General features: G+C 46.6%; 20 protein-coding genes. All 20 read right to left on the reverse strand.

Annotated features, from left to right (window positions below; all coding sequences use genetic code 11):
- Positions 1-7 precede the first annotated feature (7 nt).
- The 20 genes from GCWU000182_RS03025 to GCWU000182_RS03120 all read right to left on the reverse strand — a co-directional run bounded on the left by GCWU000182_RS03025 (position 8) and on the right by GCWU000182_RS03120 (position 26,177).
- The gene (locus GCWU000182_RS03025; protein ID WP_023391276.1) at positions 8-640 is read right to left on the reverse strand and encodes a GTP pyrophosphokinase; all 633 of its coding nucleotides are present in this window, start codon (positions 638-640) and stop codon (positions 8-10) included.
- 140 nt (positions 641-780) lie between these two features.
- Entirely contained in the window at positions 781-1,674 is an 894-nt protein-coding gene (locus GCWU000182_RS03030; protein WP_023391277.1) for a methyltransferase domain-containing protein, read from the reverse strand.
- Between the two features lie 132 nt (positions 1,675-1,806).
- Complete coding sequence (gene glmM, locus GCWU000182_RS03035; RefSeq protein WP_023391278.1) at positions 1,807-3,162, reverse strand: phosphoglucosamine mutase; 1,356 nt, start codon at positions 3,160-3,162, stop codon at positions 1,807-1,809.
- A gap of 48 nt (positions 3,163-3,210) precedes the next feature.
- Complete coding sequence (locus tag GCWU000182_RS03040) at positions 3,211-4,341, reverse strand: CdaR family protein (protein ID WP_023391279.1); 1,131 nt, start codon at positions 4,339-4,341, stop codon at positions 3,211-3,213.
- The gene (cdaA, locus tag GCWU000182_RS03045) at positions 4,338-5,201 is read right to left on the reverse strand and encodes a diadenylate cyclase CdaA (protein ID WP_023391280.1); all 864 of its coding nucleotides are present in this window, start codon (positions 5,199-5,201) and stop codon (positions 4,338-4,340) included. The genes GCWU000182_RS03040 and cdaA overlap by 4 nt, the downstream gene beginning before the upstream one ends.
- A gap of 175 nt (positions 5,202-5,376) precedes the next feature.
- Positions 5,377-6,780 carry a sugar transferase gene (locus GCWU000182_RS03050; RefSeq protein ID WP_035363963.1) on the reverse strand — a complete coding sequence of 468 codons (1,404 nt, stop codon included), beginning with the start codon at positions 6,778-6,780 and terminating at the stop codon, positions 5,377-5,379.
- A gap of 260 nt (positions 6,781-7,040) precedes the next feature.
- Positions 7,041-7,928: a UTP--glucose-1-phosphate uridylyltransferase GalU gene (gene galU / locus GCWU000182_RS03055; RefSeq protein ID WP_023391282.1), complete on the reverse strand. Its 888-nt coding sequence runs from the start codon at positions 7,926-7,928 to the stop codon at positions 7,041-7,043.
- Positions 7,929-7,938: 10 nt separating this feature from the next.
- Positions 7,939-8,769 (reverse strand): LCP family protein, encoded by an 831-nt coding sequence (locus GCWU000182_RS03060; protein WP_035363964.1) that lies wholly within the window; start codon positions 8,767-8,769, stop codon positions 7,939-7,941.
- Between the two features lie 12 nt (positions 8,770-8,781).
- Complete coding sequence (locus tag GCWU000182_RS03065; protein WP_396229687.1) at positions 8,782-10,638, reverse strand: polysaccharide biosynthesis protein; 1,857 nt, start codon at positions 10,636-10,638, stop codon at positions 8,782-8,784.
- 153 nt (positions 10,639-10,791) lie between these two features.
- Positions 10,792-12,273 (reverse strand): response regulator transcription factor, encoded by a 1,482-nt coding sequence (locus GCWU000182_RS03070; RefSeq protein WP_023391285.1) that lies wholly within the window; start codon positions 12,271-12,273, stop codon positions 10,792-10,794.
- Positions 12,231-13,958: a sensor histidine kinase gene (locus tag GCWU000182_RS09570; protein WP_023391286.1), complete on the reverse strand. Its 1,728-nt coding sequence runs from the start codon at positions 13,956-13,958 to the stop codon at positions 12,231-12,233. The genes GCWU000182_RS03070 and GCWU000182_RS09570 overlap by 43 nt, the downstream gene beginning before the upstream one ends.
- Positions 13,930-14,556: a DUF624 domain-containing protein gene (locus GCWU000182_RS03080; protein ID WP_023391287.1), complete on the reverse strand. Its 627-nt coding sequence runs from the start codon at positions 14,554-14,556 to the stop codon at positions 13,930-13,932. The genes GCWU000182_RS09570 and GCWU000182_RS03080 overlap by 29 nt, the downstream gene beginning before the upstream one ends.
- Positions 14,546-16,828, reverse strand: coding sequence for a GH92 family glycosyl hydrolase (locus GCWU000182_RS03085; RefSeq protein ID WP_023391288.1), 2,283 nt, complete (start codon positions 16,826-16,828; stop codon positions 14,546-14,548). Before GCWU000182_RS03085 ends, GCWU000182_RS03080 begins: the two co-directional genes overlap by 11 nt.
- Positions 16,829-16,976: 148 nt before the next feature.
- Positions 16,977-18,431, reverse strand: coding sequence for an ABC transporter substrate-binding protein (locus GCWU000182_RS03090; RefSeq protein WP_023391289.1), 1,455 nt, complete (start codon positions 18,429-18,431; stop codon positions 16,977-16,979).
- Between the two features lie 59 nt (positions 18,432-18,490).
- Positions 18,491-19,411 carry a carbohydrate ABC transporter permease gene (locus GCWU000182_RS03095; protein ID WP_023391290.1) on the reverse strand — a complete coding sequence of 307 codons (921 nt, stop codon included), beginning with the start codon at positions 19,409-19,411 and terminating at the stop codon, positions 18,491-18,493.
- 11 nt (positions 19,412-19,422) lie between these two features.
- On the reverse strand, positions 19,423-20,379 hold the full coding sequence (locus tag GCWU000182_RS03100) for an ABC transporter permease (protein WP_023391291.1): 957 nt from the start codon (positions 20,377-20,379) through the stop codon (positions 19,423-19,425).
- A gap of 318 nt (positions 20,380-20,697) precedes the next feature.
- Positions 20,698-21,558 (reverse strand): ROK family protein, encoded by an 861-nt coding sequence (locus GCWU000182_RS03105; protein ID WP_023391292.1) that lies wholly within the window; start codon positions 21,556-21,558, stop codon positions 20,698-20,700.
- On the reverse strand, positions 21,555-22,964 hold the full coding sequence (locus GCWU000182_RS03110; RefSeq protein WP_035363966.1) for a glycoside hydrolase family 1 protein: 1,410 nt from the start codon (positions 22,962-22,964) through the stop codon (positions 21,555-21,557). The genes GCWU000182_RS03105 and GCWU000182_RS03110 overlap by 4 nt, the downstream gene beginning before the upstream one ends.
- 357 nt (positions 22,965-23,321) lie before the next feature.
- Positions 23,322-25,280, reverse strand: coding sequence for a bacterial Ig-like domain-containing protein (locus GCWU000182_RS03115; RefSeq protein ID WP_023391294.1), 1,959 nt, complete (start codon positions 25,278-25,280; stop codon positions 23,322-23,324).
- Between the two features lie 468 nt (positions 25,281-25,748).
- Positions 25,749-26,177 (reverse strand): MarR family winged helix-turn-helix transcriptional regulator, encoded by a 429-nt coding sequence (locus tag GCWU000182_RS03120; protein WP_023391295.1) that lies wholly within the window; start codon positions 26,175-26,177, stop codon positions 25,749-25,751.
- Between the last annotated feature and the right edge of the window lie 11 nt (positions 26,178-26,188).

Here is a 26,188-nt window from a genome sequence, read left to right on the forward strand (position 1 = left end):
TCCTTCCTTAGCGTTTGTCGAAGAGCAAGAGCGCTTCACGAATCTCATCGCGAATCTCCGACATCTCTTCGTCCAGGCGAAAGGCTGCCTCGGAGGCGCGCTCTAGCCGTTCTAAGATTTCTTGTGGGTATTCGCCTTGGTATTTGTAGTTGAGCGAGTGCTCAATGGTTGCCCAGAAGTTCATGGCCAAGGTCCGAATCTGAACCTCAACAATGAGTTGCTTGACTTCGCCGGAAGCCAGCTGGACAGGATACTCCAAAACCATATGATAGGAGCGATAACCGCTCGGCTTACGATTTTGAATATAATCGCGAATTAAGAGTACTTTGAAGTCCTGACGATTCTTCAAAATATTGGCCACTTCATAGATATCTTCTACGAACTGACACATGATCCGAACACCGGCAATATCCTGTACCCCTACTAGAAAATCTTCTGGCGCAATCTTGCGTACTTCCATTTTCTCTAAGATACTCTCCCGCGTCTTAACCCGCCCCGTCACAAACTCGATAGGCGCCCGACGATGCTCGATACGAAACTCCTTGCGCAGGTTTTTAAGTTTGAGCTTAAGCTCATCCACTGCCTGCTCATAGGGTGCCAAAAATAATTGCCAATCATCGATAAAATCATCCGCGATCATGCAACCCACCTCCTGATACTCACACCCTTCATTTTATCATATCTGAAGCCCCTTCGGCTACTAGAAACCTAAGCTAATATGCGACTAGATGCCATAGAAAAAGGAGCTAGCTCTCTCAAGCTAACTCCTTAAGTAAATCCTTATTCCTTCCAGCCTACTAAGACCGTCAGATCGAGTAAAAATTCATCCGGCAGAGACTCTACTAGTTGGCTGGCCTGACTTGCATCTAGGTGCCAAGTCAAAGGTGTCATCGCCACTAAGTCAGCCTTGGCTTGGTCTGTGAGCAGGCGCTTTGCCTGCACTGGATAGGCTTGATGGTGTCGGTAGTGGCTTTCAAAGACTTGTCGGGTTGCCTGGTTGTCGTAAGTTTGTTTAACCGCCTCTTGCCCTAAGGCCCGGCGGATTTCTGCCAAATATCCGCCATTTGGAATAACCTTGAAGACTTGCCCACCCGGCGCCAGGACGCGGTCAAATTCCTGATAGTTGGAGGGCGATAAGATGGACAATAGACCATCGATGGTCTGGTCGCCAATAGGTAGCTGGGCCAAGTCCCCTACTAAATTGAGTTGTTGCCCATTAAAATCGGTAGCAAGGGCAATACCTGCCCGCGCCAAATCCACACCAAGTCCAATCCGGTGGTTCGGATCTTGAGCCAAGAGCCAGGCCAAGTGACTCCCTTCGCCCGAGCCTGCATCTAGAATGCGATAAGGCGAGTCTGATTGTCCTAGGCTGGCTTGATGGTCGCTTACTAATTGGTTTAGCAGGTCCTGCAAGGGAGCGTAATAAGCAGATTCTTGTATAAACCGCCGTCTTGCCTGAAAAAGTTGCCGGTCATAATGGTCATCAACTGACTTATTGCTCAAAAAATAGGTGCCTTGTTTATGGCTATCTACTCGGTGTCCCTGAGGACAAACCAAACTATAGCCCTCCAGGCTCAAGGCTTGATGGCAATGATGGCATTGTAGGCTCAGATGCCCCAAATGCGCTTGGAGCCAGTCCTGGGTCCGGTCTTTCTTGCTTTTTAATTCCGTCATAATAGGCCCCTTCCTCACTTCTCTATCGCATGATCGTCATTGGACATTATAGCCCTTATCCGCTAAATTTTCAATCGAGCTAGTCAATAACAAGAAAGGTTGGCACCCCAAGGTCCCAACCTAATGCTTGACTTATTCGATTCCGCGTTCAGCGCGAATGACATCGGCAATGGTATCCACATATCGGGACACCTTCTCGTCGGTTGAGGCTTCAGCCATAACCCGTAAGAGTGGCTCCGTCCCACTTGGCCGAACCAAGATACGTCCGTCGCCATTCATTTCAGCTTCAACGGCTTCAATCACTGCCTTAACAGCTGGTTCATCCATAACCGTATGCTTGTCGCGTACGCGAATGTTCACTAGTTTTTGCGGGAAGATGGTCACTTGAGCTGCTAATTCAGATAAAGGCTTACCTGTTTCCTTCATTACAGCCAAGAGTTGCACGGCACTTAAGAGGCCATCCCCAGTTGTATTCAAGTTAAGGAAGACGATGTGGCCAGATTGTTCGCCCCCAAGGACATAACCACCTTCACGCATGGCTTCTACTACGTAACGGTCACCCACTTGGGCTTTAAGTGCGACCATGCCATGCTCTTCAATGGCCTTGTGGAAGCCAATGTTGGACATAACCGTCGATACGATGGTGTCTTTTTCTAGGCGGCCTTTAGATTTAAGGTGTTGGCCACAGATGAACATAATCTTGTCCCCGTCAACCAATTCACCATTCTCATCTACTGCAATCAGACGATCGCCATCCCCATCGAAGGCCAAACCAACCATGGCGCCTTTTTCTTTGACGAAGGCTTGCAGGCCTTCTGGATGAGTAGACCCTACGCCATCGTTAATGTTAATGCCGTTAGGACGGTCACCCATGGTGTAGAAGTCAGTTTCCAAATCAGCGAAGAGTTGGTTAACCAGAGGTGCTGTAGCCCCGTTGGCTGCGTCGATACAGACACGAATGCCTTCCAAATCGCCAGAAATAGTCGATTGCAAGAATTGCAAGTACTTGATGGCCCCTTCTGGGAACTCATCGATAGTCCCAAGACCATCGGTACTTGGTCGCGGCAAGGTATCTTCTGGTGCATCAATTAAGGCTTCGATTTCTTCTTCCTGTTGATCAGAAAGTTTGAAACCGTCAGAACCGAAGAATTTAATCCCATTATCCAAAGCTGGGTTGTGGGAAGCAGAAATCATAACCCCTGCTGCCGCATTCTGCGTACGGGTCAGGTAGGCTACTGCTGGCGTCGAGATGACGCCTAATTGCATAACCTCAATCCCTACTGATAAAAGGCCGGCTACTAAAGCTTGCTCTAGTAATTGGCCAGAAATCCGGGTGTCGCGTGCCACCAAGACGCGTGGATGCGCCTGTTCTGGTGCATGTTGCATTAAAACGTAACCCCCGCACCGGCCTAGTTTAAAGGCTAACTCCGGTGTTAATTCCGTATTAGCGACGCCGCGAACGCCGTCAGTTCCAAAGTATTTTCCCATTATGTTTATGTTCTCCTTCTTATCAACTAATCTAAGGATGTCTTAAACTTATTCGACATCTTGGCCGCCAGGATTGGCGTTATTGTCTTCTGTCACACCTGGATTGGCGTTGCCACCATTTTGATTGGGGGTTGTTGGGGCCTCTTCCACCGCGCTGCTGGAACTAGCGGCAGGTGTGCTACTGGTAGTATCACTGGTATCCGTTGTGATTGGGGTGACCGTCACAGCAACTGAAACGGGACCTGAGAGATTGGCGGTGACACCCTCTGGCAGTTCTAACTGACCCTTGAGGGTAGCACTAGAGGTCAGGTTGCTGACGTCTACATTGACCTTAATATTGCGGATGTTTTCTAGAACCGATGCCGATCCTTGAAGGGCAATCTGACTGGCATCTACCAATTGATATTGGTAACGATAGCTATTGGATTCGCCTTGCGCGGCCACTACTAAGTTGACCGTCTTACGCTGTTGGGCGTTAAGCTCCACATGAGCTTCTACTTCACTGACATTGGCATTAACATCCAAGAGCTTGTTGTCAGCATCTACTACCTGGAGTTTGAACTTACCGCTAAAGGACCGGTTGTGAGCCGTCGCATTGCTGATGCGGATGTAGGCGCGTTTCACCTTATTGATATTTTCCTCGTTGCCCGTTAACTCAACTTGACTTGGGTTGAGCGTCACATTTCCAACTTCCATACCAGAGGCAATGGTACCTTCTTCGATTTCATATTCTACTGGTACAGTTACGGTCTTACGTCTTGCGACCTGAACGACTACCCGCGATGGGTTAATCTGATATTTAACACTGTCTGGCAAGCCAGGTATTTCTAATTTGAGGGTTTGTTGCCCTGTCTCAATACCGGTTAAATCTTCGGTTTGGACAACCAAATTGCCACTGGCTAACGAAGAGACGATATTCTTAGGACCCGTTAGGGTAACGGTCACGGTTTCTTGCAGTTGGCTGACGAAAATGTCGTCGTCGTGCTTACCTAATTTAACTGGCACATTGGAGATGGTTTCGGTTGTATCCACACTGACTACTTGCTGCAAATTAGATAGGCTAGTCACTGAGGGGCTACTTGCCTGGACCATGCCATAGAGGAAAACCGCAAAGACTAGAGAAGCAATCCGCAAGAACCATTTATTGTCGTACCAACGACTATTCCAAAGCTTCTTCATGCGGCACCACCTTTCTGCTTGTTAAAGAATGACAAGAGATCATTAACCAGGCGGTTACGACTAGACTCAGCGTTATCGCCTTGGTCGTCTCTACTTAAGTAACGTTTTAGGAGTTCCTTGAGCTCCTTAGGGTCTACATCCCGGTGCAAATGGTCTCTCATAGCTAAGCTGACCCCGCCTGTCTCTTCTGAGACAATCAAGGTGACCGCGTCTGTGACTTCTGATAGACCAATCGCTGCCCGATGGCGTGTCCCTAATTCCTTAGGAATGGCCTGACTACCAGACAAAGGTAGATAGCAGGCAGCTGCTGCCACGCGATGGCCCGCGATAATAACGGCCCCATCATGGAGTGGCGTATTGGGGATGAAGATATTGACTAAGAGCTGATGGGAAATAGCTGAATCCATGGGAATGCCCGTTTGGATGTATTCATTCAGGCTATTTTCTCGTTCGATGGAAATCAGCGCCCCGATTTTACGACGGGACATGTACCAAATACTCTTGTCTAAGTCTTGAATCAAACGAGCAGTTGGATCATGCTCTAATCCCTTGCGCGAGCGAGAGCTGACGGTTCGCCCGATAGATTCTAGGGCACGGCGCAATTCTGGTTGGAAGAGGATGACCACGGCCACCACACCCCAAGAAATAACTTGTTGCAGCAACCAATCGATGGTCTGCAAGCCTACAACCGAGGCAATAAATTTAGCGGCTAAGATTATGCCTACCCCTTTTAATAAGTTCATTGCCCGTGTATTACGTGCATAGAGTAAGACACGATAGATAATGTACCAGACTATGGCAATATCCAGGAGTCGAACTAAAGGCTTATCCACTAAGAATTGATGAAACCAATCCAACATCTTCTCCTCACCTTTCTCTTGTATTCGACTTATTATACCATAAGTTAGCTAGAGGAAGGAAATATTTGTACAGTGAACTTTTCACCTGGCTTTTGACTGTCTCTGTTACTGAGCTAGTAACCTTCCATAGACAGACAAAAAGACCGGCCGTAGCCGATCTTTTTCTAGTGCTATTTTAACGTGCTCCTTTGCCTAGGAGGACAATTCTAACGGTCTTCAAGAGAATCTTGAAATCTAGCCACAAGGACCAGTTATCAATGTATTCGGCATCTAAATGAACCACTTCTTCAAAGTCAGTAATATCACTACGTCCGCTTACCTGCCAGAGCCCAGTTATACCAGGCCGTAACTTGAGGCGCTTCTTATGGCCAGCAGAATAGGCCTTGAACTCACTCTCGGTCGGCGGCCGGGTGCCAATCAAGCTCATATCACCAATCAGAACATTGTAGAACTGTGGCAACTCGTCTAGACTAGTCCGGCGAATAAAGCGACCGACTTTGGTGATACGTGGGTCATCTTCTAACTTGAACATGAGACCCTTCATCTGATTGTATTGTTCTAATTCCTTCTTGCGCTCTTCAGCGTCAGCATACATGGAGCGGAATTTATAGAACTTAAAGACCCGTCCATTACGGCCCACACGATTTTGGGCGAAGATAGCAGGACCCTTAGATTCTAACTTAATCAAAGGCACTAAGATTAGGCCAACTAAGAAGGTAATGACTAAGCCCACTAAGGCGCCCAAGATATCAATAGCCCGCTTAATGGTCATCCATTTGTAGTCATAGAATTTAGTGGAGAAGGTCAAGACACTGTACTTGCCTAGCTTACGAACTCGGCGGTCCGAATTAAGGGGAATCTCAAAGGCTGAGATATTGAGACTGACCACAATCCCCATGGACTGGAAGAGTAAGAGGTAATCCGCAATTTGCTCATCAAAATCACGAGACAAATTAAGGAAGACTTCATCGACCACATTCTGAGTCGCATAGGGCTCGAGCTCATCTACAGAAAGGATGAGCTTATCTTGGAAAATCTTAGGTAAGGCCAATTCCTCTGGTTTATCTAAGAGCGCAATGGCACAAATCTGCCCACCCCAAGCTCTACTGGCTTCAAAGCGAGCCGCAATACGTTCTAGGCGATCCGATGTCGTCACCAAGAGTACCTTGCGCGAATATTTGAGGGTTGGATAGAGGTGCTGGTAATAGTATTTAATCGAGGAATGAACAGCATAAACCAAAAGCCCATTTAGCGTCACGAAAACCAAGGACGCCGTCCGAGCAATATAGAAGTGGTTCTTAGACATAAAGACCATCATGGTAATGCCGACAAGGAAATAGATAGAATAAATAATAACTGACTTGAGTTGTTCCAAGTAGCCGCGGTCAAACAAAGAGTTAAATTGATTGGACACATAGAAGGCTGCTATATGAATCAGTAACAAGGTATTGACATCGTCCATATCCATGTGGAGTCGTGGTGAGCGGCTGGTGGTTAAGAGTAGGCCGACCAAGATGACACCCATCAAGTCAACCATACAAATTAAGAATTTTTTCAAATCACGATCTTTCGTGGTCACTGTGGGGCGTCCTCCTTATAGAATTTGATAAATTCCTATTTATTGCATCACTTTATTATAGCACCTGTCACCCAAAAATTCTATACTTCTCAAAATAAATTTCAGAAGCTAACCATCACTTTTATTTAAATGATAGAAGAAACTACTAGCAAATGCTGAGCAAACTTTTACTAGCTCTCGCTACTCTCATACCTAGACTTAAGGGCCAAATAAAGCAAAAGGCTAAGACCTAGGTCTTAGCCTCCATATTATCCATTATTCTAGCGTAATGTTGTTGCTATATTTTTGATATATTCCTTTAGCCCCGCAGCGGTTTCAGGGTGACTCAAGCCATACTCCACCATATAGCGCATATAACCCATTTTGTTGCCAACATCATGGCGGTTACCTTGACACTGAACAGCCAACACACGTTGGGTCTGATTGAGTTTGTTAAGGGCATCCGTGAGTTGAACTTCGTCTTCCTTACCTACAGGCAGGTCTTCCAAGAGATCGAAGATTTCAGGTGGCAAGACATAACGTCCGGCAATGGCCATGTGACTCTTGAGCTCACTGGCCTTGGGCTTTTCCACCATATTGTTAATGTGATGAACCGGTAAGCCCACTTGATTGTCGACTACTTTGCCTAATTCAACAATCCCCATTTGTTCAGCTTCTTCATCAGAAACTTCCATAATGGCCACATTGGCCGTTTGAGTTTCTTGATAGAGATCCATGAGCTGACGAGTGACAGGTTGCTGCCCCGTCATAATGTTGTCACCTAACATGACCACAAAAGGCTCATCTGCCACAAAGGCCTTAGCCGCTAAAATCGCATCTCCTAAGCCCTTTGGATAAGACTGGCGAACAAAGAAGAGATTAGCCTGGGTGGTCCCCTCCACTAGTTTAAGCAAATCTGCCTTACCTTTTGAGCGGAGGTTGTCTTCCAACTCGATATTGGAGTCAAAGTGGTCCTCAATAGGCCGTTTGGTTTTACCCGTAATAATCAAGATTTCCTCGATACCAGACGCAATGGCCTCTTCCACAATAAACTGGACAATAGGCTTGTCTACAATCGGGAGCATTTCCTTAGCGAAGGCTTTAGTGGCTGGCAAGAAGCCCGTTCCATAGCCGGCCGCCGGAATAACAGCTTTTCTAATTTTCTTCATGAGATGTCTCCTATTCTTTCAAGTCAGACAGTAAGGTCGTGCGTAATTCAGCTAGAGAGGCTTGGTCAGGGATATCGTAATAAATGCCATTAATGGTTTGTCCCTGCCCTTGCAATTGACCTAGTTCAAGTTGTAGGCCCGCTTGGCGATATTGATTGAAAAGCCCCATGAGTTGATCCAAGGACAAGTCAGTCGAGACAGATGTCATAAGAGAGGCCACTTTCAAAGGATCTAATTTAAAAGAGGCATCTTGTGCCTTATGCATCAGGGCTTCTAGCACTTGTCGTTGACGGGCTTGGCGGACATAGTCACCGCTTGAAGAGAAGCGATCTCGCACATAGTAGAGGGCTGTCCGGCCATCTAAATAAACCGGCGTGTCTTGGTAAAATTCATAGCCATCAATGGTAAATGTTTCAGGTGGCACTACTTCTACTCCGCCCACTAAATCCACCAAATCTTCTAGCCCCTTCATATTAAGCGCTAAATAGTGTTGGATGGGGACGCCTAGTAAGTGCTCGACGGTTAGTTTGGATAACTCCGCACCACCATAGGCATAGGCGTGGTTGAGCTTATCCATGCCCTCGTAGCCCTCAATATTGACATAGGTGTCTCGCGGTAGACTAACGAGGCGTAGGGTTTTATGGCTAGGGTTCAGGGTCATCACCATGATGGTATCGGAACGACCTTGTTCTGTCCGGCCCAGCTCCCCCGTGTCAATCCCCAGAAAGAGGAAAGACATTGGCCCCGATTCAGGCGTCGCCTGAACCTGAGGTCCTTGCCACAGACTGGCCACTAGGCCCAAGATGAGGATTAAAAGCAAATGCTGGAGTTTTGATTTCATCATGGGGGCCTCCTAGTCAGCTTGAGTAGTTTGATTGGCGAAGCCAATGATGGCTTCTTTGAGGACATCGCCTTCTAAGTTATCGAATTCTGCCATTTTAGCTTCAATGGTAGCCAGCGGCATGGTATTTACCTTGCCGACGAAGATTTGATCATGCACTTGGTTATCAACAAATTCTGACGCCACCAAGAGCTCTTCATAGAGTTTCTCACCCGGACGAATGCCTACTTCAACAATTGGGATTTCTTTTTCAGTATGGCCACTAAGCAGGACCATTTTCTTAGCCAAGTCATAAATCTTAACAGGTTCACCCATATCTAAGATGAAGACTTCACCGTCGCGGGCATATGCCCCGGCATGAATGACTAAGCGACTAGCTTCCGGAATGGTCATAAAGTAACGGGTCATGCGGAAGTCGGTCACCGTCAAAGGTCCACCTGCAGCAATTTGTCGTTCAAAGACTGGAATGACACTGCCTCGGCTACCTAAGACATTACCGAAACGAACGGCACAATAGGTGGATTGACTGGTCTTATTGAAGCCAGTCACAATCAGTTCGGCTACACGTTTAGTTGCCCCCATCACGTTAGGTGGGTTGACCGCCTTATCTGTCGAAATCATGACCATCTTAGGCACACCAGCTTGGTCGACTGCCTTGGCCACATTATAGGTCCCGTGGATATTATTTTTGAGGGCTTCCTTAGGGTTACGCTCCATCATCGGCACATGCTTATGAGCTGCTGCATGATAGACGATAGCTGGTTGATAATCCTGGAAGACTTGTAATAAGCGTGGGTAATCTTGAATATCTGCAATAACGGGCACATATTCGATTTCCGGATGGCTCTTAATTAATTCATGGTAAATCAGATAAATGGAGTTTTCGCCATGACCTAAGAGGATCACGCGTTTAGGCTTGAAGCGACTCACTTGGCGACAGATTTCGCTCCCGATTGAGCCACCTGCCCCGGTCACTAAGATGGTTTTATGGCTTAACTCTTGGTCCAGGCATGACTCATCTAGGCGGATTTCCTTACGACCCAAGAGGTCTACAATGTCAATTTTCTTAATCCCATTGCGTTGTGGGCCAGCCCCTTGAATAACATCTTCAACCTTAGGCATTTTATAGACGGTTAAGCCCGCCTCATTACACATTTCGAGAATGCGTTCATATTCGCGCGGTTCAAGAGAGGGGATAGCCACGATGACTTCGTCAATATCATATTCTTTGGCCAGGCTGGCTAAATCATCATAACGGCCTAAAACCGGCACACCACTTAACTGTTGTCCCTTCTTATTGAGGTCGTTATCCAAAATCCCCACGATGTCCAAATCACTGGTTTGGGGTTGATAGCTGTTCATGAAGGCCGCGCCTCCGTCCCCAGCCCCAATTAGGAAAATTCGGCGACTGGTCGCCACCTCCTGGCCGCGATCTCGTTGGGAGTATAAGAGCTGCCAAATCAAACGTGGCGCAAAAACCAAGAAGGTACTCAAGAGAATGAAGAGAACCAAGAATCGAACTGAAAACTGAGGCAAGAAGACATAGCTAATGCCATAGCCCACCACACTGGAAATGGCGATGGTGGAAAAGAGCTTCATAAATTCATCTAGGGAATTGTAGCGGCTCATACTTGCTGCCAAGCCCATAAGATGGGTTAAAACTTGGTAAATTGCAAAAGTTAACCCCACATACACAATGTAGTCAAAGGGATTAGGGTTAATCAAGGTATAGAAGAGGACATAGGATACCACAATGGCTACAATAAAACTTATTAAGTCACTGATGGCCCAGAAAAATTGTTTCTGCCCCCGATTTAATCTTTCAACGATGTCTATTACATAGCCGGCTATATCTTTATTCAAAATCATACTGCCACCTTTTCTATAGATTTGCATTCTTTTGTATCAGTACTATTTTACTCTTGATTGGGTCAAAATACAATGTATTTTCGCTAAAAAGAGCCCCAGTTAGCCCATAGGACTCTGTCCCTACCCCAAATAAAAACACGGCAAGGCTAACCCTTACCGTGTCGTTTGCTTATCTTCCTGAGCCTTAAGGTGATCATGATAGTGTTGGCGATACTCTTTAGGACTGACACCCTCAGATTGTTTAAAGACCCGATAAAAATAGGCTTGATTCTGATAGCCAACCTTGACCGCAATCTGGGCCACCGACAGCTTAGACGCAATCAGTAAATCCTTAGCGATAGCTAGACGATATTGATTGATATAGCGGGACAGAGTCATACCGACCTCACGCTTGAAGAGTTGCCCCAAGTACATGACATTGACATGGAGGTCATCGGCCAAACTCTTCATGGAGATATTCTCGTTATAGCGTTCATAGATAGCCGCCAAGACTTCATTGACTATTGGCGGATAGAGGTGGTGACGTTTCTCACGTCCACCTAAATCTAAACTCTCCTTGAGATGTTGGCTTAGCAAGGCAAAAGTCAGAGGCTGATTGGCCCCTTCATCTAGGAGACTGGTTGGGGTATGCTGGTTAGATTTAATATCAAAATAATGCCGAATCAAGGCCGTTAATTGCACCACTTCCTGAGGCGCTAGTTCCCGCTCCTGACAAAAGGCCAAGAAACTATCTAAGTCCGCATCCAGTTTAATACTATTCTGCTTGTCGATGGCTTCATAGAGATGGCCCACTAATTGATCGACTAACTTGGCGGTTGCCGGATCGCTCTGAGGACTTTCGCTCTCATCCTGACAAAAGATTTGCCTAGCTCTCTCTTCATCCCACTCCCATTCATAGAAAAGCCGTCGACTTTCAGCCTGAAGGAAGGCTTGGAGTTTATGATGAATGTCGGTTAGGCTAAGCTTAGTCTGTATTTGCATCCCACTATCTTGAAGTTTTTGACTAGAATCTGACTGGGGCATAATCCCTAGTAGCCAGTCACCTAGCACCATAATAGACCAACCGCCCGTAGCCAACAATTGGGGCTGACAAGTCTTTGGTGCCAAAACCCACTGCCAGTTGGGGGCAGTGACATCCTGGTAACGAAGAGGTAAGCTCCCTTGGCCTGTCTCTAACCAACTAGTCAGTTGAGCTTGCTCATGGTCCGAAATAACCTGAGCTAGGGCTCGCTTATCCCGAATTTCTTGGGCTACTTGGCTAAGCACCCGATGAAGTTCTACCTTGTCTATAGGCTTAAGCAGATAATTCTTGGCCCCTAATTCCATGCCTCGCTTAACGTACTCAAATTCCTGATAGCCTGACACAAAAATGAAGGCAAAGTCCTGGCCCAGCTCCTTGGCTTGACTAATAAAATCAATCCCCGTCACGTTAGGCATATTGACATCGGTGATGACAATATCTACAGCTTGGTGACTCATTAAGTCCAAGGCTTCCTGGCCATTACCAGCTGTCCCTACAAGTTGCAGGCCTAGTTCTTGCCAGCGGATCAGGCGTTCTAAACCTTTGACGATCATGTACTCATCGTCCACAATCAGGACCCTGAGTGGGGTGGGTTGAAAGGACACTTGAGCCATACACGGACACCTCCTTCTTCATTTACTTGATAAGATAAAGTAGCCTCGCCACCAAAATAATGATGCAGTCGCTCAGCCACATTAAAGATTCCAATTGACTGCCGGCTATTCGGTTCAATGGGTCGAGCTCCTTCTCTTAATCCTTGATTTAAGGCGCTGAGGGTTTCCGGGGACATACCTCTCCCATTATCAGACACTTCAATCCAGAGCCTGCTAGTCAGGCTAGCTTGGTCGGCCACGCCTTCCACCCAGGCTTTGATGACTAAGTGATTATCACTTCTAGCGAAATCCACGCCATGCACAAAATAGTTTTCAATCAATGGTTGCAAGGTAAACTTAGGCAAGACGAAAGCTTGACATTCTGATGTCATTTCAATATCCACCTGCAATTTGTTAGGATAGCGCACTTGGTAGAGGTGGATGTATTTACGACAGAAGGAAAGCTCACGCTCCAAGGTCGTCTCCTTCTCATCGCTAATGTTATTTCTTAATAAGGCAGCGAAATCATAGACGATATCGGCCAATTCATCTGCCCCCTCAGTCAGGGCACTCATGCGAATAAACTCTAGAGTGTTATACATAAAATGCGGATTGATTTGCGACTGCAAAGCCTTGAGAATGGCTTCGTGCTCGCGGGCTTCCATGGAATAGAGTTCCTGTATGTTGACCTGATACTGGTCTAACATGGTATTAATGGAATGGGTAATTTCCCGAAGTTCATCCTGCTTATCGGCTTCACGAATACGATAGTAGAACTGCCCTTCTCCAATTCGCTTGAGGGTCGTGACCATATCATGAACCTGATTAGAATAGGCCCCGAAGAAACGATAAAGCAAGGCCAAGAGGATGACTGCCACAAGTATGGTAATCAAGGTAATCACTAATACTGGACCCGTAACCCGTTGCCAGATGATCGACTTAGGCAAGAGACTAATAATCAGTAGATCCTCGCCCGTCTCCATGCGGCTGATTAGGTAGCCAGACAGCGAGTTTTCTCCTTTGATGACCGCTTGTAGCTTGTCTTGACTCAGCTTGCCACGTTCTAGGAGCATGCGTTTTAGCTTAGCATCGACGACGACAGTTTGAGCCTTGGTTAAGAGCGGCGACTCGGCCAGCCCTTGGAAGAAACGATCAGCATGGTAGTTGACCTGAACCTGCCCCAAACTATGGCCAGAACGCAAGTCAAATAAAGGGCGGTCAAAGCCAATCTCTTGACCCTCTTCTTTACTTATATCAGACGGCATCATCTTACGGCCTCGTGTGTTGTCGGCGGTAGAAACAATCAGTTCTTTGGCATTATCGACATGGATCACAATCGAGGTAATATCTTGAAACTCCCGATGAAGTCGATAGAGCTTATCAGGCAAGTAGAGATTGTACTGACGGTTCATTAGAAAGCTCTCTAGCGACTCCTGGTAGCTATAATTGGCATAATGACGCAAGGCTTCAATCTGCTTGGTTGACTCCGTCAGTTTTTGCGCGATTTTCTGAGTATCTTGGTCAGCCTGACTGAGTTCTGTCTGAATATGGTAGTGCATGAGATTAAGCTCCGCCAGGGCGTTATTGACGTTATGTTGATAGAGCAAGTAGACCGCTACAAGAGGCAAAAGAAAGACCAAGACCAGAATCAGAGTTGCATAGTAGCGTAAGAGCCGACTAAAGCGGTTGGGATTCTTCTGGCTCATGCGGAATCACTCCTTGCCGGCGCCATTCTCTCAAATAGAAGGACGACAAGCTAGTCACCCAGAGAGGGACCGCGAAGATAAAGGCCAAGGCTGGGAAGGTCATCACCACCCAGACAATAACCAAACTATAAACCAAGGTCAGGAGATTGGGACGAGGCGTCACCAAGAGTTGGAAGAAGCTAAACTTAATGAATTGGCTAGCTTCCCCCTGGTAGACTACCCGCATTTGACTCTCTGCAACCAAAGCTAGGTTCACCAGAACTAGAACCGTCACTTGGATAACAAGGGCCACCAAGAAGATCAGGCCTCGCATTTGAGAGGTAATAAAAATCAACCAGCACAGGAAAACAGACAAGAGGGTATAGAAGAGATTGAGCCCCCAACTATCACGACGATTGGCCTTATAGCTATCCCAAAAACTAGAGAAGGTCAGCAGGTCTGCCCGCCATTTAGCTTTTTGATGGGCTTCAGTTAAGGCCGTCAGACTAGCCATAGTGCCAAAAAGGCCCAAACCAGCCAACCAACCCAACCAGAAATAGGCGGCTCCCTTCATCCAATAGTAGACTCGCATCATCATCTCAACAAGTTTAGTTTCCATGCGCTTCCTCCTCTATCTTACAATCAAGACTATTATACTCCCTTTGGCCATTTAGCGCTAGAGAAAACGGTCTTAAAGATGCTTCCAACGGCTTGATTGACGGCAGCAAGCCAAGTTCTTGCTCCAATTGGCCACCCGCCATGATATCTTCATAAGTCAGGAAGTGAGCAGCATAATCTCGGCCATTTAATTGGCGGCTCAAAACTACATTGAGTACCTGGCTAGGATTCAGGGTAGTCCATTGGAAGCTCCGTCCCTCACTTAGGTTGAGACTGGCTCGGTCCCAGATGCTGATCCCTAAGACATATTGATTAGTCCCCGGTGTGACGGCATAAATTCCCAGAGAACTCAAAACAAACCAGGCTGATAAGGAGCCGTTGTCCTCATCGCCAATATAACCTTCTTCTTCCAACTTAAAGGCTTCTAGCATGAGCGATTTAAGCAATTGATGGGCCATATGTGGGTAGCCAGCATAGATTGGCAAATAAGGCAAATGGAAGCTGGGCTGATTGGACAGGGCAAGCTGGCCCCAATCGCGGCGGGCCATTTCTAACATTTCATGAATTTCATAGCCATAGCCATCCACCCGGTAGCTAGCTGGTTGATTAACCAAGGCCTGCAGTTGCTGGTAGAAGGCAGCATCCCCGCCATGTAGGGCCACTAAATCAGCTAAATTATGATAGACTGCGAAAGACTGCTGCCATGCAGATCCCTCGGTATAAGGTCCACCCCAGGCCTGGCTAACAAAGCTGTCTAGGAAGTGGCCCTCTTGATCCTTGGCCCGCATCAGGCCACTTTCGTCATCGAAAAGCTGGCGGTAGTTGAGTGATTGTTGGCGGTAGTCCTTAGCTCTCTCCCAATCGCCCAAGGCCTGGGCTACCTGACTAATACAGAAGTCACTATAGGCGTAGTCCAAACTTTTATTAACCGACTCGCCGTAGCTTGCTGGCAAATAGCCCAAACGACGATAGTCACCCGCCCCCTGGCGACCTTCCAAGTGGTGGCCACTCTCTGTCTCAGCCGTATAAAGCATGGCCTGATAAAGCTCCTGAGCTAATTCTTCAGGCACTAACCCCTTGACGATGGCATCCGCTATGACCGCATCTACTAGGGTACCTGGCATGAGCCCCCGCTCATCAGGAGACAGCCATTTAGGCAAGAAGCCATCTTCTCGGGCAACCGCTAGAATACCTTCTAGGAAGAGTGGAACCATTTCAGGCACAATTAAGGCATAGAGTGGGTAGTTAGTCCGGAAGGTGTCCCAGTAGCCATTGTTGGTGAAGAAGTAACCAGGCTCCAACTTACCCGTATAAGGCGATTGATGAATCGGCTCTCCAGCCTCTGACCACTCATAGGCCGCTTGAGGGAAGGTGGCCGTCCGATAGAGACAATGATAGAATCGATTGACTAACTTGTCCTCTCGATGACTAACTGTCAAACGGCTTAGATAGGCCTCCCATGCGGCCTCCGTCTGAGCGCACTGCTGGTCCCAGGACTGGCCGAAGAAATTGGATTGCTGATAATTAAGCTCCAGCTGGTCTGGGCTAATATAAGAGGTCACCCATTCCAAGTGCAAGAACTGACTTGGGACAGCTTCAATACCGTCCAACTCTAGCCAAAGTTGCTGAAGCCCCTCTCCCAAACTCACCACCTGGCAAAGCTTGAAGGATACACCTTCAGGCGCTTGCATGCTACTGTATTGCCCATACTGGCCATACTTAGAACCTGCTAGTTGATTAGTATAGAAGCTTAATTGACGCCCCTCTAGCTCATACCAGCCACTTTGTGCCAGAACCAAGCTCATGACCCAATGTCCCTTAGGATAGCGCCGGTCAGGTGTCACCTTAAGACTGGCCCCATCCCGCGTTGGACAACAAGCCACCTGCAAGCCGTCCCGTAAACGTTGATAGGACAAAAAGCCTGGCCGAAATTGAGCTAAATCACCGCGATAGCCAGAACTTGCTAATTCTCGACTGGCCTCAGCCGACAACGGACTCTTAAGTTGATCCCACTCCTTATCCGTTAGACAGGCCACCTGCCAAGTCACCCAGGCAAAGTCGCCCATCCAGGGACTGGGTTGGTGGGTCAAACGAATCCCAAAGGCAGTCCCATCTTCCGGATGGAAAAAGCGTGCCTCTCTAGGCCGGGTTTCCAAAACAAAATGGTTCATGCCAAAGGGGACCCCAGTATAAGGCAGGGTGTTGCCCTGGCCCAAGCGGTGACTATTCCGTGTTCCCCAACGAGTATCAATGGTTTGGTAAGGGGCTGACATCTCTTTTCTTCCTTTCTTTCAATCCTCAATCTTTGATCCGAGGGAGTGCAAAAGCTCCCGACTTCTGCTTCCGAGCCACAAGGCTTGAGCCGTCTGTTAACAACAAGAGGCTGGAACTGAGTCCCAGCCTCGCCTCATTCATTAGGCATTAGTTTTTGTTTTTCAAGAATTCGTCGTATTGACGTTGCATTTCTTCCTTGATTTTATCAATACCTGCGTCTTTCAAAGCTTTGTTGAATTCAGGCAATACTTTTTCAGGGTCAACTGTACCAGTGTGGAGACCTGCAACATATTCGTTAACAACGTTGTTGACGTTAGCAATTTCATCCGCTACAGGTTCTTGGTTGAAGTTGAAACCTAAGAGTGGAGAATCAGTTGCTTCTTTCAAGCCTTTTTCAGAAGCAGCCAATTGTTCTGGTGTGACGCGTTCATCCTTGTAAAGCAAGGCAGCATTCCCTGTGTTCCAGGCAGACATGTGAGTTGCGCCTTCGTTGTACTTAGGCAAGAGTTTGATCTTGTCTTCGCCAACTTTTTCCCAGTTTTCGCCTTCAAGACCATAAACCAAGGTGTTCATGATTTCTGGTTTAGAGTTGATGTAGTTGAGCAATTTCACTGACTCTTCAACGTGGTCAGAGTTTTGCGCGACAACGAAGTTAGACATACGTGCTTGAGCGTTTGTCTTGATGATAGAGTCGCCGTGAGGCACGATTTCTAAGTCTTTACCAGAAACAGCACGGAGTAAGTAGTTACCGTAGTCACGTGGCCCTACTGTTTCACGACGCATGAACCAGGTATCCGCATCTAATGGGTAACCTTGGTCAGAAGTGGCAGCATCTTTAGGAACAAAGCCTTTTTCGTAGAATTCGTGCATTACTTTGATTTCTGGAATGAAGGCATCTGTTTCTTCATAAGGGTTCACGATCTTAGCGGTGTCGCCTTTGAGGTAAACCCCGAGTGGTACGGCATCACCAATGACATAGTCAAAGTCATGCCCTACACGCCAACCACGACCGGCAGCTAAAGGCGCTACACCAGGTTCTTTGTCTTTAATGGTTTGTAAGAGAGGCTCTACGTCTTTGAGTTCTTTGATACCGTCTAGTTTGAGGTTATATTTCTTCAAGAAGGTTGGGTTGAAGGTGTAGAATTCTTGTGCATACACGTTCCCGTTTACTGGGAAAGCATACATCTTGCCGTCAACTGTGTTCCCTTTGATGTAAGCTTCGTCTAAGTACTTGAAGGAGTCTTGAGCGTGTTCTTTGATTAAGTCGGTCAAGTCAGCATAAGCGCCTTTTGAAGCATTTTGGATATAACCAGAAGCACGCGCGATGTCGTATTTTTCACCTGAGTTGGTCATCACGTTCATCTTGTCATCGTACTCACCCCAACCTAGGTAGCGGATTTCAAGTTTAAGGTTTAAGTCACGAACAAAAGCTTCGTTAACTTTAGCCAAAAGTTGATCCAAGTTATCAGGTGGTGTCCCGATTTGGTACATGGTGATAGTAGTTGGCTCTTCAGCTTTAACAGCTGGAGTGAAGACAGAAGCTACAGATACTGCTGCTAAAGCAGACATAGCCATATTACGTACAAGACGTTTCATTTTCATTGTGGATTCCTCCTAAAATTTTTATATTGTTATTACCTGTAAGAATGGGGTGGTCACGTCTATTCCTTGACGCCACCGATGGTTAAACCAGAAATAAAGTATTTCTGGAAGAAAGGATAGCTTAAGGCGATTGGCAAGGTTGAGATAACCACCATGGCCATACGCGTTGCTTCCCGCGGAATGGAGACGCCCGATACGGCCGAAGCCCCTTGGGCAGCATTTTTAACGATATAGTCAATATTGGCTTGGATTTGCATCAAGACATATTGCAGTGGGAAGAGGTTTTGATCATCTAAGTAAAGCAAAGCGCTAAACCAGTCGTTCCAGAAACCAATAGCCGCAAAGAGAGAGATAGTTGCAATCCCTGGGATGGCCAGTGGTAAGACGATTTGACGGAAAATCCGAAATTCGCCTGCCCCGTCAATCCGAGCGGATTCAATGATGGATTCAGGAATAGACTTGCGGAAGAAGGTCCGCATGATGATGACGTTGAATGGACTCAAGGCCATTGGCAAAATCAAGGCCCAGATAGAGTTTCTTAGCTTGAGCAAGGAAGTCATCACGATATAGCTTGGCACCATCCCAGCCCCTACCAACATGGTCACCAAAATGATGAAGAGGAAGAAGCGGCGGAAGATGAAGTAAGGTCGTGATAAGGCATAGGCATAAGTCGAGGTCACCGTTACGTTAATCAAGGTCCCAACCACGGTCACGAAGACTGTCACCATAAAGGCATTGACGATGGTAGAACTTTGCGTAAAGAGATACTCGTAACCTGCCGTAGACCAGGCATCCGGAATCAAGCGATAGCCGTTCCGCACAATGGAGTTTTCATCGGTCAGCGATAAGATGATAACAAAGATGAAGGGAAAGACACCCGTCAAACCAACCAAGGTCATCAGAAGACTGAAGAAGAAGTTAGCTTTGGGGCCGAAGGTATCCACCGATACCTTGCCCAGTTTTTTCTTGGTCTGAGTCATGGTGGCACCTCCTAGAATAGAGCAGAATCTGGATCAATCTTGCGCACAATCAAGTTAGCTGACAGCAACAAGATGAAACCAACGAAGGACTGATAAAGCCCGGCTGCGGTGGTCATCCCCAGGTTCCCTGCGTTTTTCAAACCATCATAGATATAGGTATCTAAGACGGACGTCACATTCTTAAGTGGACCAGATTGAAGTGGCACTTGGTAGAAGAGACCGAAGTCGGCCCGGAAGATGTTCCCAATCCCCAAGATAACCAGAATAATCATCATAGGCACCAAATGTGGAATCACGACGTGACGGATTTGATCCCACTTGCTAGCGCCATCCATTTGAGCGGCTTCATAGTAGGTCCGGTCAATCCCCACGATGGTCGCGAAGTAGATAATGGAGGAATAACCAATCCCTTTCCAAATCCCCATGAAGACAAGGAATGGTGGCCACATATCAGGTGTTGTATACCAGTTAGTGTCGGCCTTCATGCCCATATCCCCTAACATTTGGTTCAAAAGACCGCGGTCAGTAGATAGGAAGGTTAAGACGAAGATACTGATGATAACCCATGACAAGAAATAAGGTAAGAGCATGGAGGTTTGAATGGTCTTAACCAAGAGCTTGCTGCGTAATTGGCTGAGAATAATCGCGAACATAACGGCGAAGATAAGGCCAATAATAATGAAGGCTAGGTTGTATAAGACGGTGTTTCGGGTAATGAGATAGGCCTTAGAACTTGAAAATAGGTAGTTAAAGTTGGCGAACCCTACCCATTTACTGTCGAGGATGGACTGAACAAATCCTCCCTTGGAGAAACGGAATTGCTTAAAGGCCACTACGTTCCCTAATACTGGAATATAGTAGAAAAAAATGAGCCAAATCAGCCCTGGTAAAGTCATAATGAGCAAGGGTATATTTTGTTTCCATTTGCGTCGTTTTTTGGAGCTTTTAGCTTTTTTCGCTGCTTCCATTGTCACTCCTCTTTTCTGTTAACGTTTACAGTTTGTATTATACGCCATTCTCCTTGAGCTTCCTATCCTCAAATCATAGGTAATTTATTAAAAATTATAGGTATTAAATCATACATTGTGCACTAAACCCGTATAGGCAAATAGTTATTTCGCCCGAGACTCTAGCAAGCCACTTGTACTTTTTAAGCCCCTCTCTCGCTGCTAAATTAAGCAGATATTTTACTAGGCTTTATAGTCGCATCAGATCAAAGCAAAAAGGCATGACTTCAGTCATGCCTTAAATATATACTAAATGAGTTCGACTCCTTGGAAGCCAGGCTAGTCACTAAGTTCAGCAGCTGCCAACCAGGTTACCCCTGCCCCAATCAGATTAGCATCTGCTTGATGGGCACAAGAACGTACCTGAGGGTAATGGGGGACTTCAGACGCTTCTAAGAAGGTCTTGACCCGCTCTTCTAGTAGCCGACTGAAGTCCTGATTGCCCGACAAGGCGCCCCCAATCAAAATAAGCGGCAAATCCATAAAGACATAGAGATTATGAATCAAGAGGGCCAGGTCATCTACCATTTGATTGACGGCTTCCTTGGCTTCTGGATAACCTTGTGTGGCCAATTCCAAGAGGGCCTTGAAGTCGCTCGACCCATTATAGCGTCGCGCCACATTGACTGGACTCATAGTTGGGCTGACCCGGCGGTTGAAGTCAACCATGCCATAACCAAACTCTCCGGCAAAGCCCCCTGGCCCCCGGTAGAGCTGACCATTTAAGACTAGGGCACCCCCAATGCCAGAGCCTAAGACTAGGAGGGCCACTACTTGAGCACCCTGCGCAGCGCCTGAGTGGACTTCAGCCACCGCTGCACAGTTGGCGTCATTTTCTATGGTGACAGGCACTTGGAAGGCCTGGCTCATCTCTTGAACAAAAGGCCGATGATGGATATAAGGGACGGCACTTATGCCTTCGATAAGGCCCTTGTCCGGCAAGACGGTCCCTGGCACGGAAAAGCCGATTCCTTTGATAGGTAGGTCCAATTGTTGGCGGAGTTTAGCAAGCTCGGACTGGAATTCCTCCCAAGTCGCTGGTGTTAGAAACTTGCCTTGATGGCTCAACACCTGCCCATCAAAGATGCCATACTTAACGCTCGTGCCCCCGACATCACATACTAGTAGATACTCGGTCATGACATTTCCTCCCACTCAAAACCGTGATTAGCAGTCAAATCCTTGAACCACCAGCCGGATTGTTTGACGGTCCGGGTCTGGGTATGAATATCGTTAGAGATTAAGCCATAGCGGTTCTTGTAGGCATTGAGCCAGGACCAACCATCGACTGGCGTCCAGACATGGTAGCCAAAGCAGTTAGCCCCTTCTTGCATAGCTCGGTTGAGCCAGTAGAGGTGCTCACTGAAGAACTGAATCCGATAGTGATCCTGGATAATGCCTGTCTGATCCAGATAGCGCTCCTCACGCGAAACGCCAATCCCATTCTCGGAGACGAACCAAGGGATATTATCATAATTGTCTTGAAGGTTCTTAGCAATATCATAGAGAGCTTGAGGATAGATTTCCCAACCCTTATCCACATTCATACGCCGGCCTGGCATTTGATAGTCGTTAAAGTAGCGTTGTGGCATCCAGTCAACCGTTAAACTGTTAGGCGAAATTTCTGGCGCCTTGACCCGATGAGGGTGATAGTAGTTAACCCCGATGTAATCCACGCGATTGTCTCGGATAATGGCTAGCTCTTCTGGCGTCGATTCCCATAACACGCCATCTTTAGCCAGAACGGCCACTAATTCCTCTGGAAAATGCCCCTTAACTGAAGCATCTAAGAAGAGGCGATTAACAAATAAGTTGGCAAAATGCGCCGCTGCCAAATCTTCTTCAGATTGGCTAGCTGGATAAGCCGGCGTCAGGTTAAGGGCAATGGTGACTCGACCTGCCGGATTTCGATTGATTTGGCGGTAGGCTTGAATGGCCTTAGCAGAGGCTAGTTGTAGGTTATAGGCTACTTGCACCGCCTTCTTGCCATCTACCAACATAGGGTAGTGGAAACCATAGAGATACTGGCCTTCTACGACTACCATAGGCTCATTGAAGGTCATCCAATCGGTCACACGATCGCCGAAACATTCAAAGGCCCGACGCGCAAATTTCACAAAAAGGTCTACGACATGCTTGGACTCCCAACCACCGTAACGCTCATAGAGTTCGATAGGCAGATCAAAGTGATGGAGATTGATAATCGGCCGAATACCGGCTGCCAAGAGGGCATCAATGACCCGATTGTAGTAGTCTACCCCTTCTGGATTCAAGCTCCCTTCCTCTAAATCATCAATCAAGCGGGTCCATTGAATGGAGGTCCGCAAACTGTTAAAACCTAAGTCCTTAAATAGGGCAATATCAGACTCATATAAATGGTAGAAATCGGATGCCACATCCGGCCCTACATAGCGGAAGAAATCTTCCGGCTTGGTATCATAATGATAATCGAATACATTGACATGTGGCTTATGGAAACGCCCTTCATTCTGTGGACCAGAGGTTGCCCCGCCCCACCAAAAATCTACTGGAAATGTTACTTTCATCGTCATCACCTCACCCTTATTATAGCATGACCCTGACTGTACAAAATATAGACCTTTTGCAACAAACTATAGGCTTATCTTAAAGTGCGCCAAAGGAGCCGGCAAAGGGCCTATCGTCCGAGCCAGATAATCATAATCATGTTGAAGCAATTTTTTACTCCGAGTTGTGGTTAACCACAACTCGTGACAAAATCGTGACCCAACAAGAAGTTTATATAAGGTATAAAGGATGCCTCTATATCAAATAGGGACAGATAAAACATCTCTCACTTGGCCCAAAATCATTTCTCTAAAAGTTCTCTAGCTTTGCCTGATAGACAGAAAAAGGCGAGAGACCTAAGTCTCTCACCTTTTGAATTAAAACCAAGCAAATAAGTCTTTCATTTGTCGGCTAAGTGATTCGATTTCTCTTGCAGGAATCACTTCTAAAGGCAACAAGGCCTTAGCCGCGTTCACTGCTTTTTGAATGGATGGATATAAGGTTGAGGTTGGGAAGCGAGACATCAAGTTTTCCCCTCGGTTAATGAGGGCCTTGAAATCATTTAAGACCTTGTCTTTGTTAGCTGTCCCGTTGAGACGACGCAACTCCCCATAGAGGCTCCAACGAGCTCCTTCTTCCTCATTGCTACGAGTGAATGGTGAATTCAAGGCTTCTTTGGCCCGAGCAAGTGCCATGTCGACTGCTACTCGCGCACCTAAAGTGGCATATTGGTAGTGACCCGTTTGGATGACGGCTTCTGCTTCAGCAACTAAGGCTTTTAGGCGAGTGAAGTCAAGTTGTTCCTTAGGCTTGACCACCACATCAAAATGGCTGAGCACTTCATTCTTGAAGGTCATGGTGATGCGTTGGGTTCCTAATTTATTCTTGTCATAGCCTGAGTAGACTACACGTCGATGAACGAATGGTTGCAGAACTGCGCGCCCATCGCTATAGAGCAGACGGAAGCGTCCGCCAATTAAATCTAGGTCTTCACCCTGAATATATTCAGCTTTCGGTAAGGTCACGACATCCATTCCGACAACTACGCGTGAGTTATCTGGCGCTGGTTTGTAAACAAAGACCTTCCAAGGCAAGCGTACCTTGTGGCCTAAAAAGCTAATCTCTAGGTCTTGTTGGCCTACTTTTTGGCTATTGAAACCTGAAACCGTTACGGCTGGGTTAGTTAGATCATAGACCTTACCTGCAAAGTCCCCTACATAACGAACTAGGAGTGAAGTATTGCTAAAGTCTAATTCTTCCCCAACTCTATAAATGCGTTTTGCCTTGTCTACCTCAAGGGTCATCTGGCTAATGGCCAAGTGCGCATTTTTTGGAACGTCCAATTGCCCTACAGCACTTTGTGCTAGGCCTGGAGTTTGAATGCGATAGTAGAGCGTCTTGATATCATTTTTTAAGGCTAGCGGTTTAAGTAATAAATTGCCACCTTGATCCGCGATACCAGTCGCCACAATCTTGCGAACTTTGGCATTATCATAGACGGTTACAGTACTATGTTGTGGCAAGTTCTTCAAGCCCAATTGAACATAGCCTTCCCCTAAAGCATGAAGGGTCACTTGGCTAGGATCCAGCGCCGGAGTCTCAGGATTTGCTTTTTCATACATCTTCCAGTTGTAGATTCGAACGCCTGGATGCTTGTTACCATTGGTTGCCGTCTTAACAACAAGGCCCCACTCATCAGATTCGAAGGGACGTTCTAATAAGACATCTGTCACAGATTCTTCATTACCACGAATAGCCTTAGCTAGTTTCCAGCCTCTGCTCTTCATATCGCGGAAAATCAGGTCGAAGTCGCGCGTATTCATCTCGCTATCTTCGCCACCTGCCCCTGCGTGTTCCACTACCAAGCGCACAATGGTCCGCGGACGGTCTAACTTAATCTCAACACGTGCTTGGCTCTTAGGCGTAAAGTACTTATCAGATAAGCCATTTTTAGTCCCGTTCAACATCTTGTTGGCCGTCTCAGCATTTTGACCAGGTGCAGATTGATAAGTAATGCTAGCTCCAAGCACCACATTTTCTTCTTCAGCAGGTGCTTGAGGCGCTGGGCTTGTTTGACTAGCCTCTGGAGTTGGCTCAGTCTGAGGCGTTTGGCTTGCTGATTCCGGGCTGACGGATTCAGCAGGCACTTGTGGTAAGACCGGGGAAGTCTCTTCCTTGCTAGCTACTGCGGGGACAGTAGACTGAACTGGTACTTCGGATGAAGTGGAATTGGCAGGTTCAACTGCCTGTGCTTGTCCCTGATAGGACAAGGCCATACCTAAAGCGATAGAGGTCGCCAAGGCATATTTGAAGCGGGTAGAATGTTTCTTGCCCATTTCGATTCCTCCTATTGGTTATTTGATACTTCCAGTATAAGAGAGGCTCCCCCTAAAAAATATGCACAAAATATAGAAAAATTAGCACAAATTATAGTTTTGTTCAATTTTTAGCTATCCTTATTAGGGGTATAAACACAAATATATTGAACCCTTATTTTTAGACTTAACTTTTACTTTAGTTTGTAAATGTAAGCATTATATTAATTGCCGGAACAGCCCAAACACTTATAATATAGATATTTATAAGCATCTAAATAGAAAATCAGAGTTATTATGATTATAATCTATATATAATACAATGAAATCTTACTGGTCTGATTAGAAACATATAACTCTATACAGCCGACCATTTTGTTAAATTTGTCTTATTTGACTAGATAAGACCTCTCTTATACCCACTAAAGCAGACAAAAACAGGGAGCCTGAAACAGGCTCCCTGTATGAGACGCTTATAAGTAATATAGGCTATTCAATTGAGTCAAATTTGATTTTCTTGAGTAACGTACTGAGCCGCTTTAATTCTGTTTCACTTAATTTACCGAAAATTTGATCGAGCCGGGCTGCGTGTTCGGGAAAAATATCTTTCATTAAATCATAACCTGACGGACTCAGGCTAATATAGGCCACCCGGCGGTCCTTAGGATCCACTCGGCGTACCACAAAGCCCTTACTTTCGAGCTGGTTAATGGTATAGGTAGTTGACGAAGAAGAGATAAGAATTTTCTTGGCTATCTGCTGAACTGGAAATTCCCCTTTGGAGTAGAGCAACTCGAGCACCCCAAACTCCGTCGTATTCAGGCCATAATGGGTGATATCACTCTTAAGAAATTGGAGCAGTTTACCACTTGTACGCACTAGCCCTACAACAACTTTTAATGCTAGCTCTTGATGCATAAGTCACTCTC

Source organism: Abiotrophia defectiva ATCC 49176 (genome assembly GCF_000160075.2).
Classification (GTDB): Bacteria; Bacillota; Bacilli; order Lactobacillales; family Aerococcaceae; genus Abiotrophia; species Abiotrophia defectiva.

What these genes read in the sequence shown, in the direction of transcription:
- GCWU000182_RS03105 (WP_023391292.1), bottom strand. Translation starts at nt 21,558, where the DNA reads ATGACCGAGTATCTACTAGTATGTGATGTCGGGGGCACGAGCGTTAAG.
- GCWU000182_RS03040 (WP_023391279.1), bottom strand. Translation starts at nt 4,341, where the DNA reads ATGAAGAAGCTTTGGAATAGTCGTTGGTACGACAATAAATGGTTCTTG.
- GCWU000182_RS03030 (WP_023391277.1), bottom strand. Translation starts at nt 1,674, where the DNA reads ATGACGGAATTAAAAAGCAAGAAAGACCGGACCCAGGACTGGCTCCAA.
- GCWU000182_RS03110 (WP_035363966.1), bottom strand. Translation starts at nt 22,964, where the DNA reads ATGAAAGTAACATTTCCAGTAGATTTTTGGTGGGGCGGGGCAACCTCT.
- galU (WP_023391282.1), bottom strand. Translation starts at nt 7,928, where the DNA reads ATGAAGAAAATTAGAAAAGCTGTTATTCCGGCGGCCGGCTATGGAACG.
- GCWU000182_RS03060 (WP_035363964.1), bottom strand. Translation starts at nt 8,769, where the DNA reads ATGAAATCAAAACTCCAGCATTTGCTTTTAATCCTCATCTTGGGCCTA.
- cdaA (WP_023391280.1), bottom strand. Translation starts at nt 5,201, where the DNA reads ATGTTGGATTGGTTTCATCAATTCTTAGTGGATAAGCCTTTAGTTCGA.
- GCWU000182_RS09570 (WP_023391286.1), bottom strand. Translation starts at nt 13,958, where the DNA reads ATGAGCCAGAAGAATCCCAACCGCTTTAGTCGGCTCTTACGCTACTAT.
- GCWU000182_RS03080 (WP_023391287.1), bottom strand. Translation starts at nt 14,556, where the DNA reads ATGGAAACTAAACTTGTTGAGATGATGATGCGAGTCTACTATTGGATG.
- glmM (WP_023391278.1), bottom strand. Translation starts at nt 3,162, where the DNA reads ATGGGAAAATACTTTGGAACTGACGGCGTTCGCGGCGTCGCTAATACG.
- GCWU000182_RS03100 (WP_023391291.1), bottom strand. Translation starts at nt 20,379, where the DNA reads ATGGAAGCAGCGAAAAAAGCTAAAAGCTCCAAAAAACGACGCAAATGG.
- GCWU000182_RS03085 (WP_023391288.1), bottom strand. Translation starts at nt 16,828, where the DNA reads ATGTCAGCCCCTTACCAAACCATTGATACTCGTTGGGGAACACGGAAT.
- GCWU000182_RS03065 (WP_396229687.1), bottom strand. Translation starts at nt 10,638, where the DNA reads ATGATTTTGAATAAAGATATAGCCGGCTATGTAATAGACATCGTTGAA.
- GCWU000182_RS03120 (WP_023391295.1), bottom strand. Translation starts at nt 26,177, where the DNA reads ATGCATCAAGAGCTAGCATTAAAAGTTGTTGTAGGGCTAGTGCGTACA.
- GCWU000182_RS03025 (WP_023391276.1), bottom strand. Translation starts at nt 640, where the DNA reads ATGATCGCGGATGATTTTATCGATGATTGGCAATTATTTTTGGCACCC.
- GCWU000182_RS03095 (WP_023391290.1), bottom strand. Translation starts at nt 19,411, where the DNA reads ATGACTCAGACCAAGAAAAAACTGGGCAAGGTATCGGTGGATACCTTC.
- GCWU000182_RS03090 (WP_023391289.1), bottom strand. Translation starts at nt 18,431, where the DNA reads ATGAAAATGAAACGTCTTGTACGTAATATGGCTATGTCTGCTTTAGCA.
- GCWU000182_RS03115 (WP_023391294.1), bottom strand. Translation starts at nt 25,280, where the DNA reads ATGGGCAAGAAACATTCTACCCGCTTCAAATATGCCTTGGCGACCTCT.
- GCWU000182_RS03070 (WP_023391285.1), bottom strand. Translation starts at nt 12,273, where the DNA reads ATGGCTCAAGTGTCCTTTCAACCCACCCCACTCAGGGTCCTGATTGTG.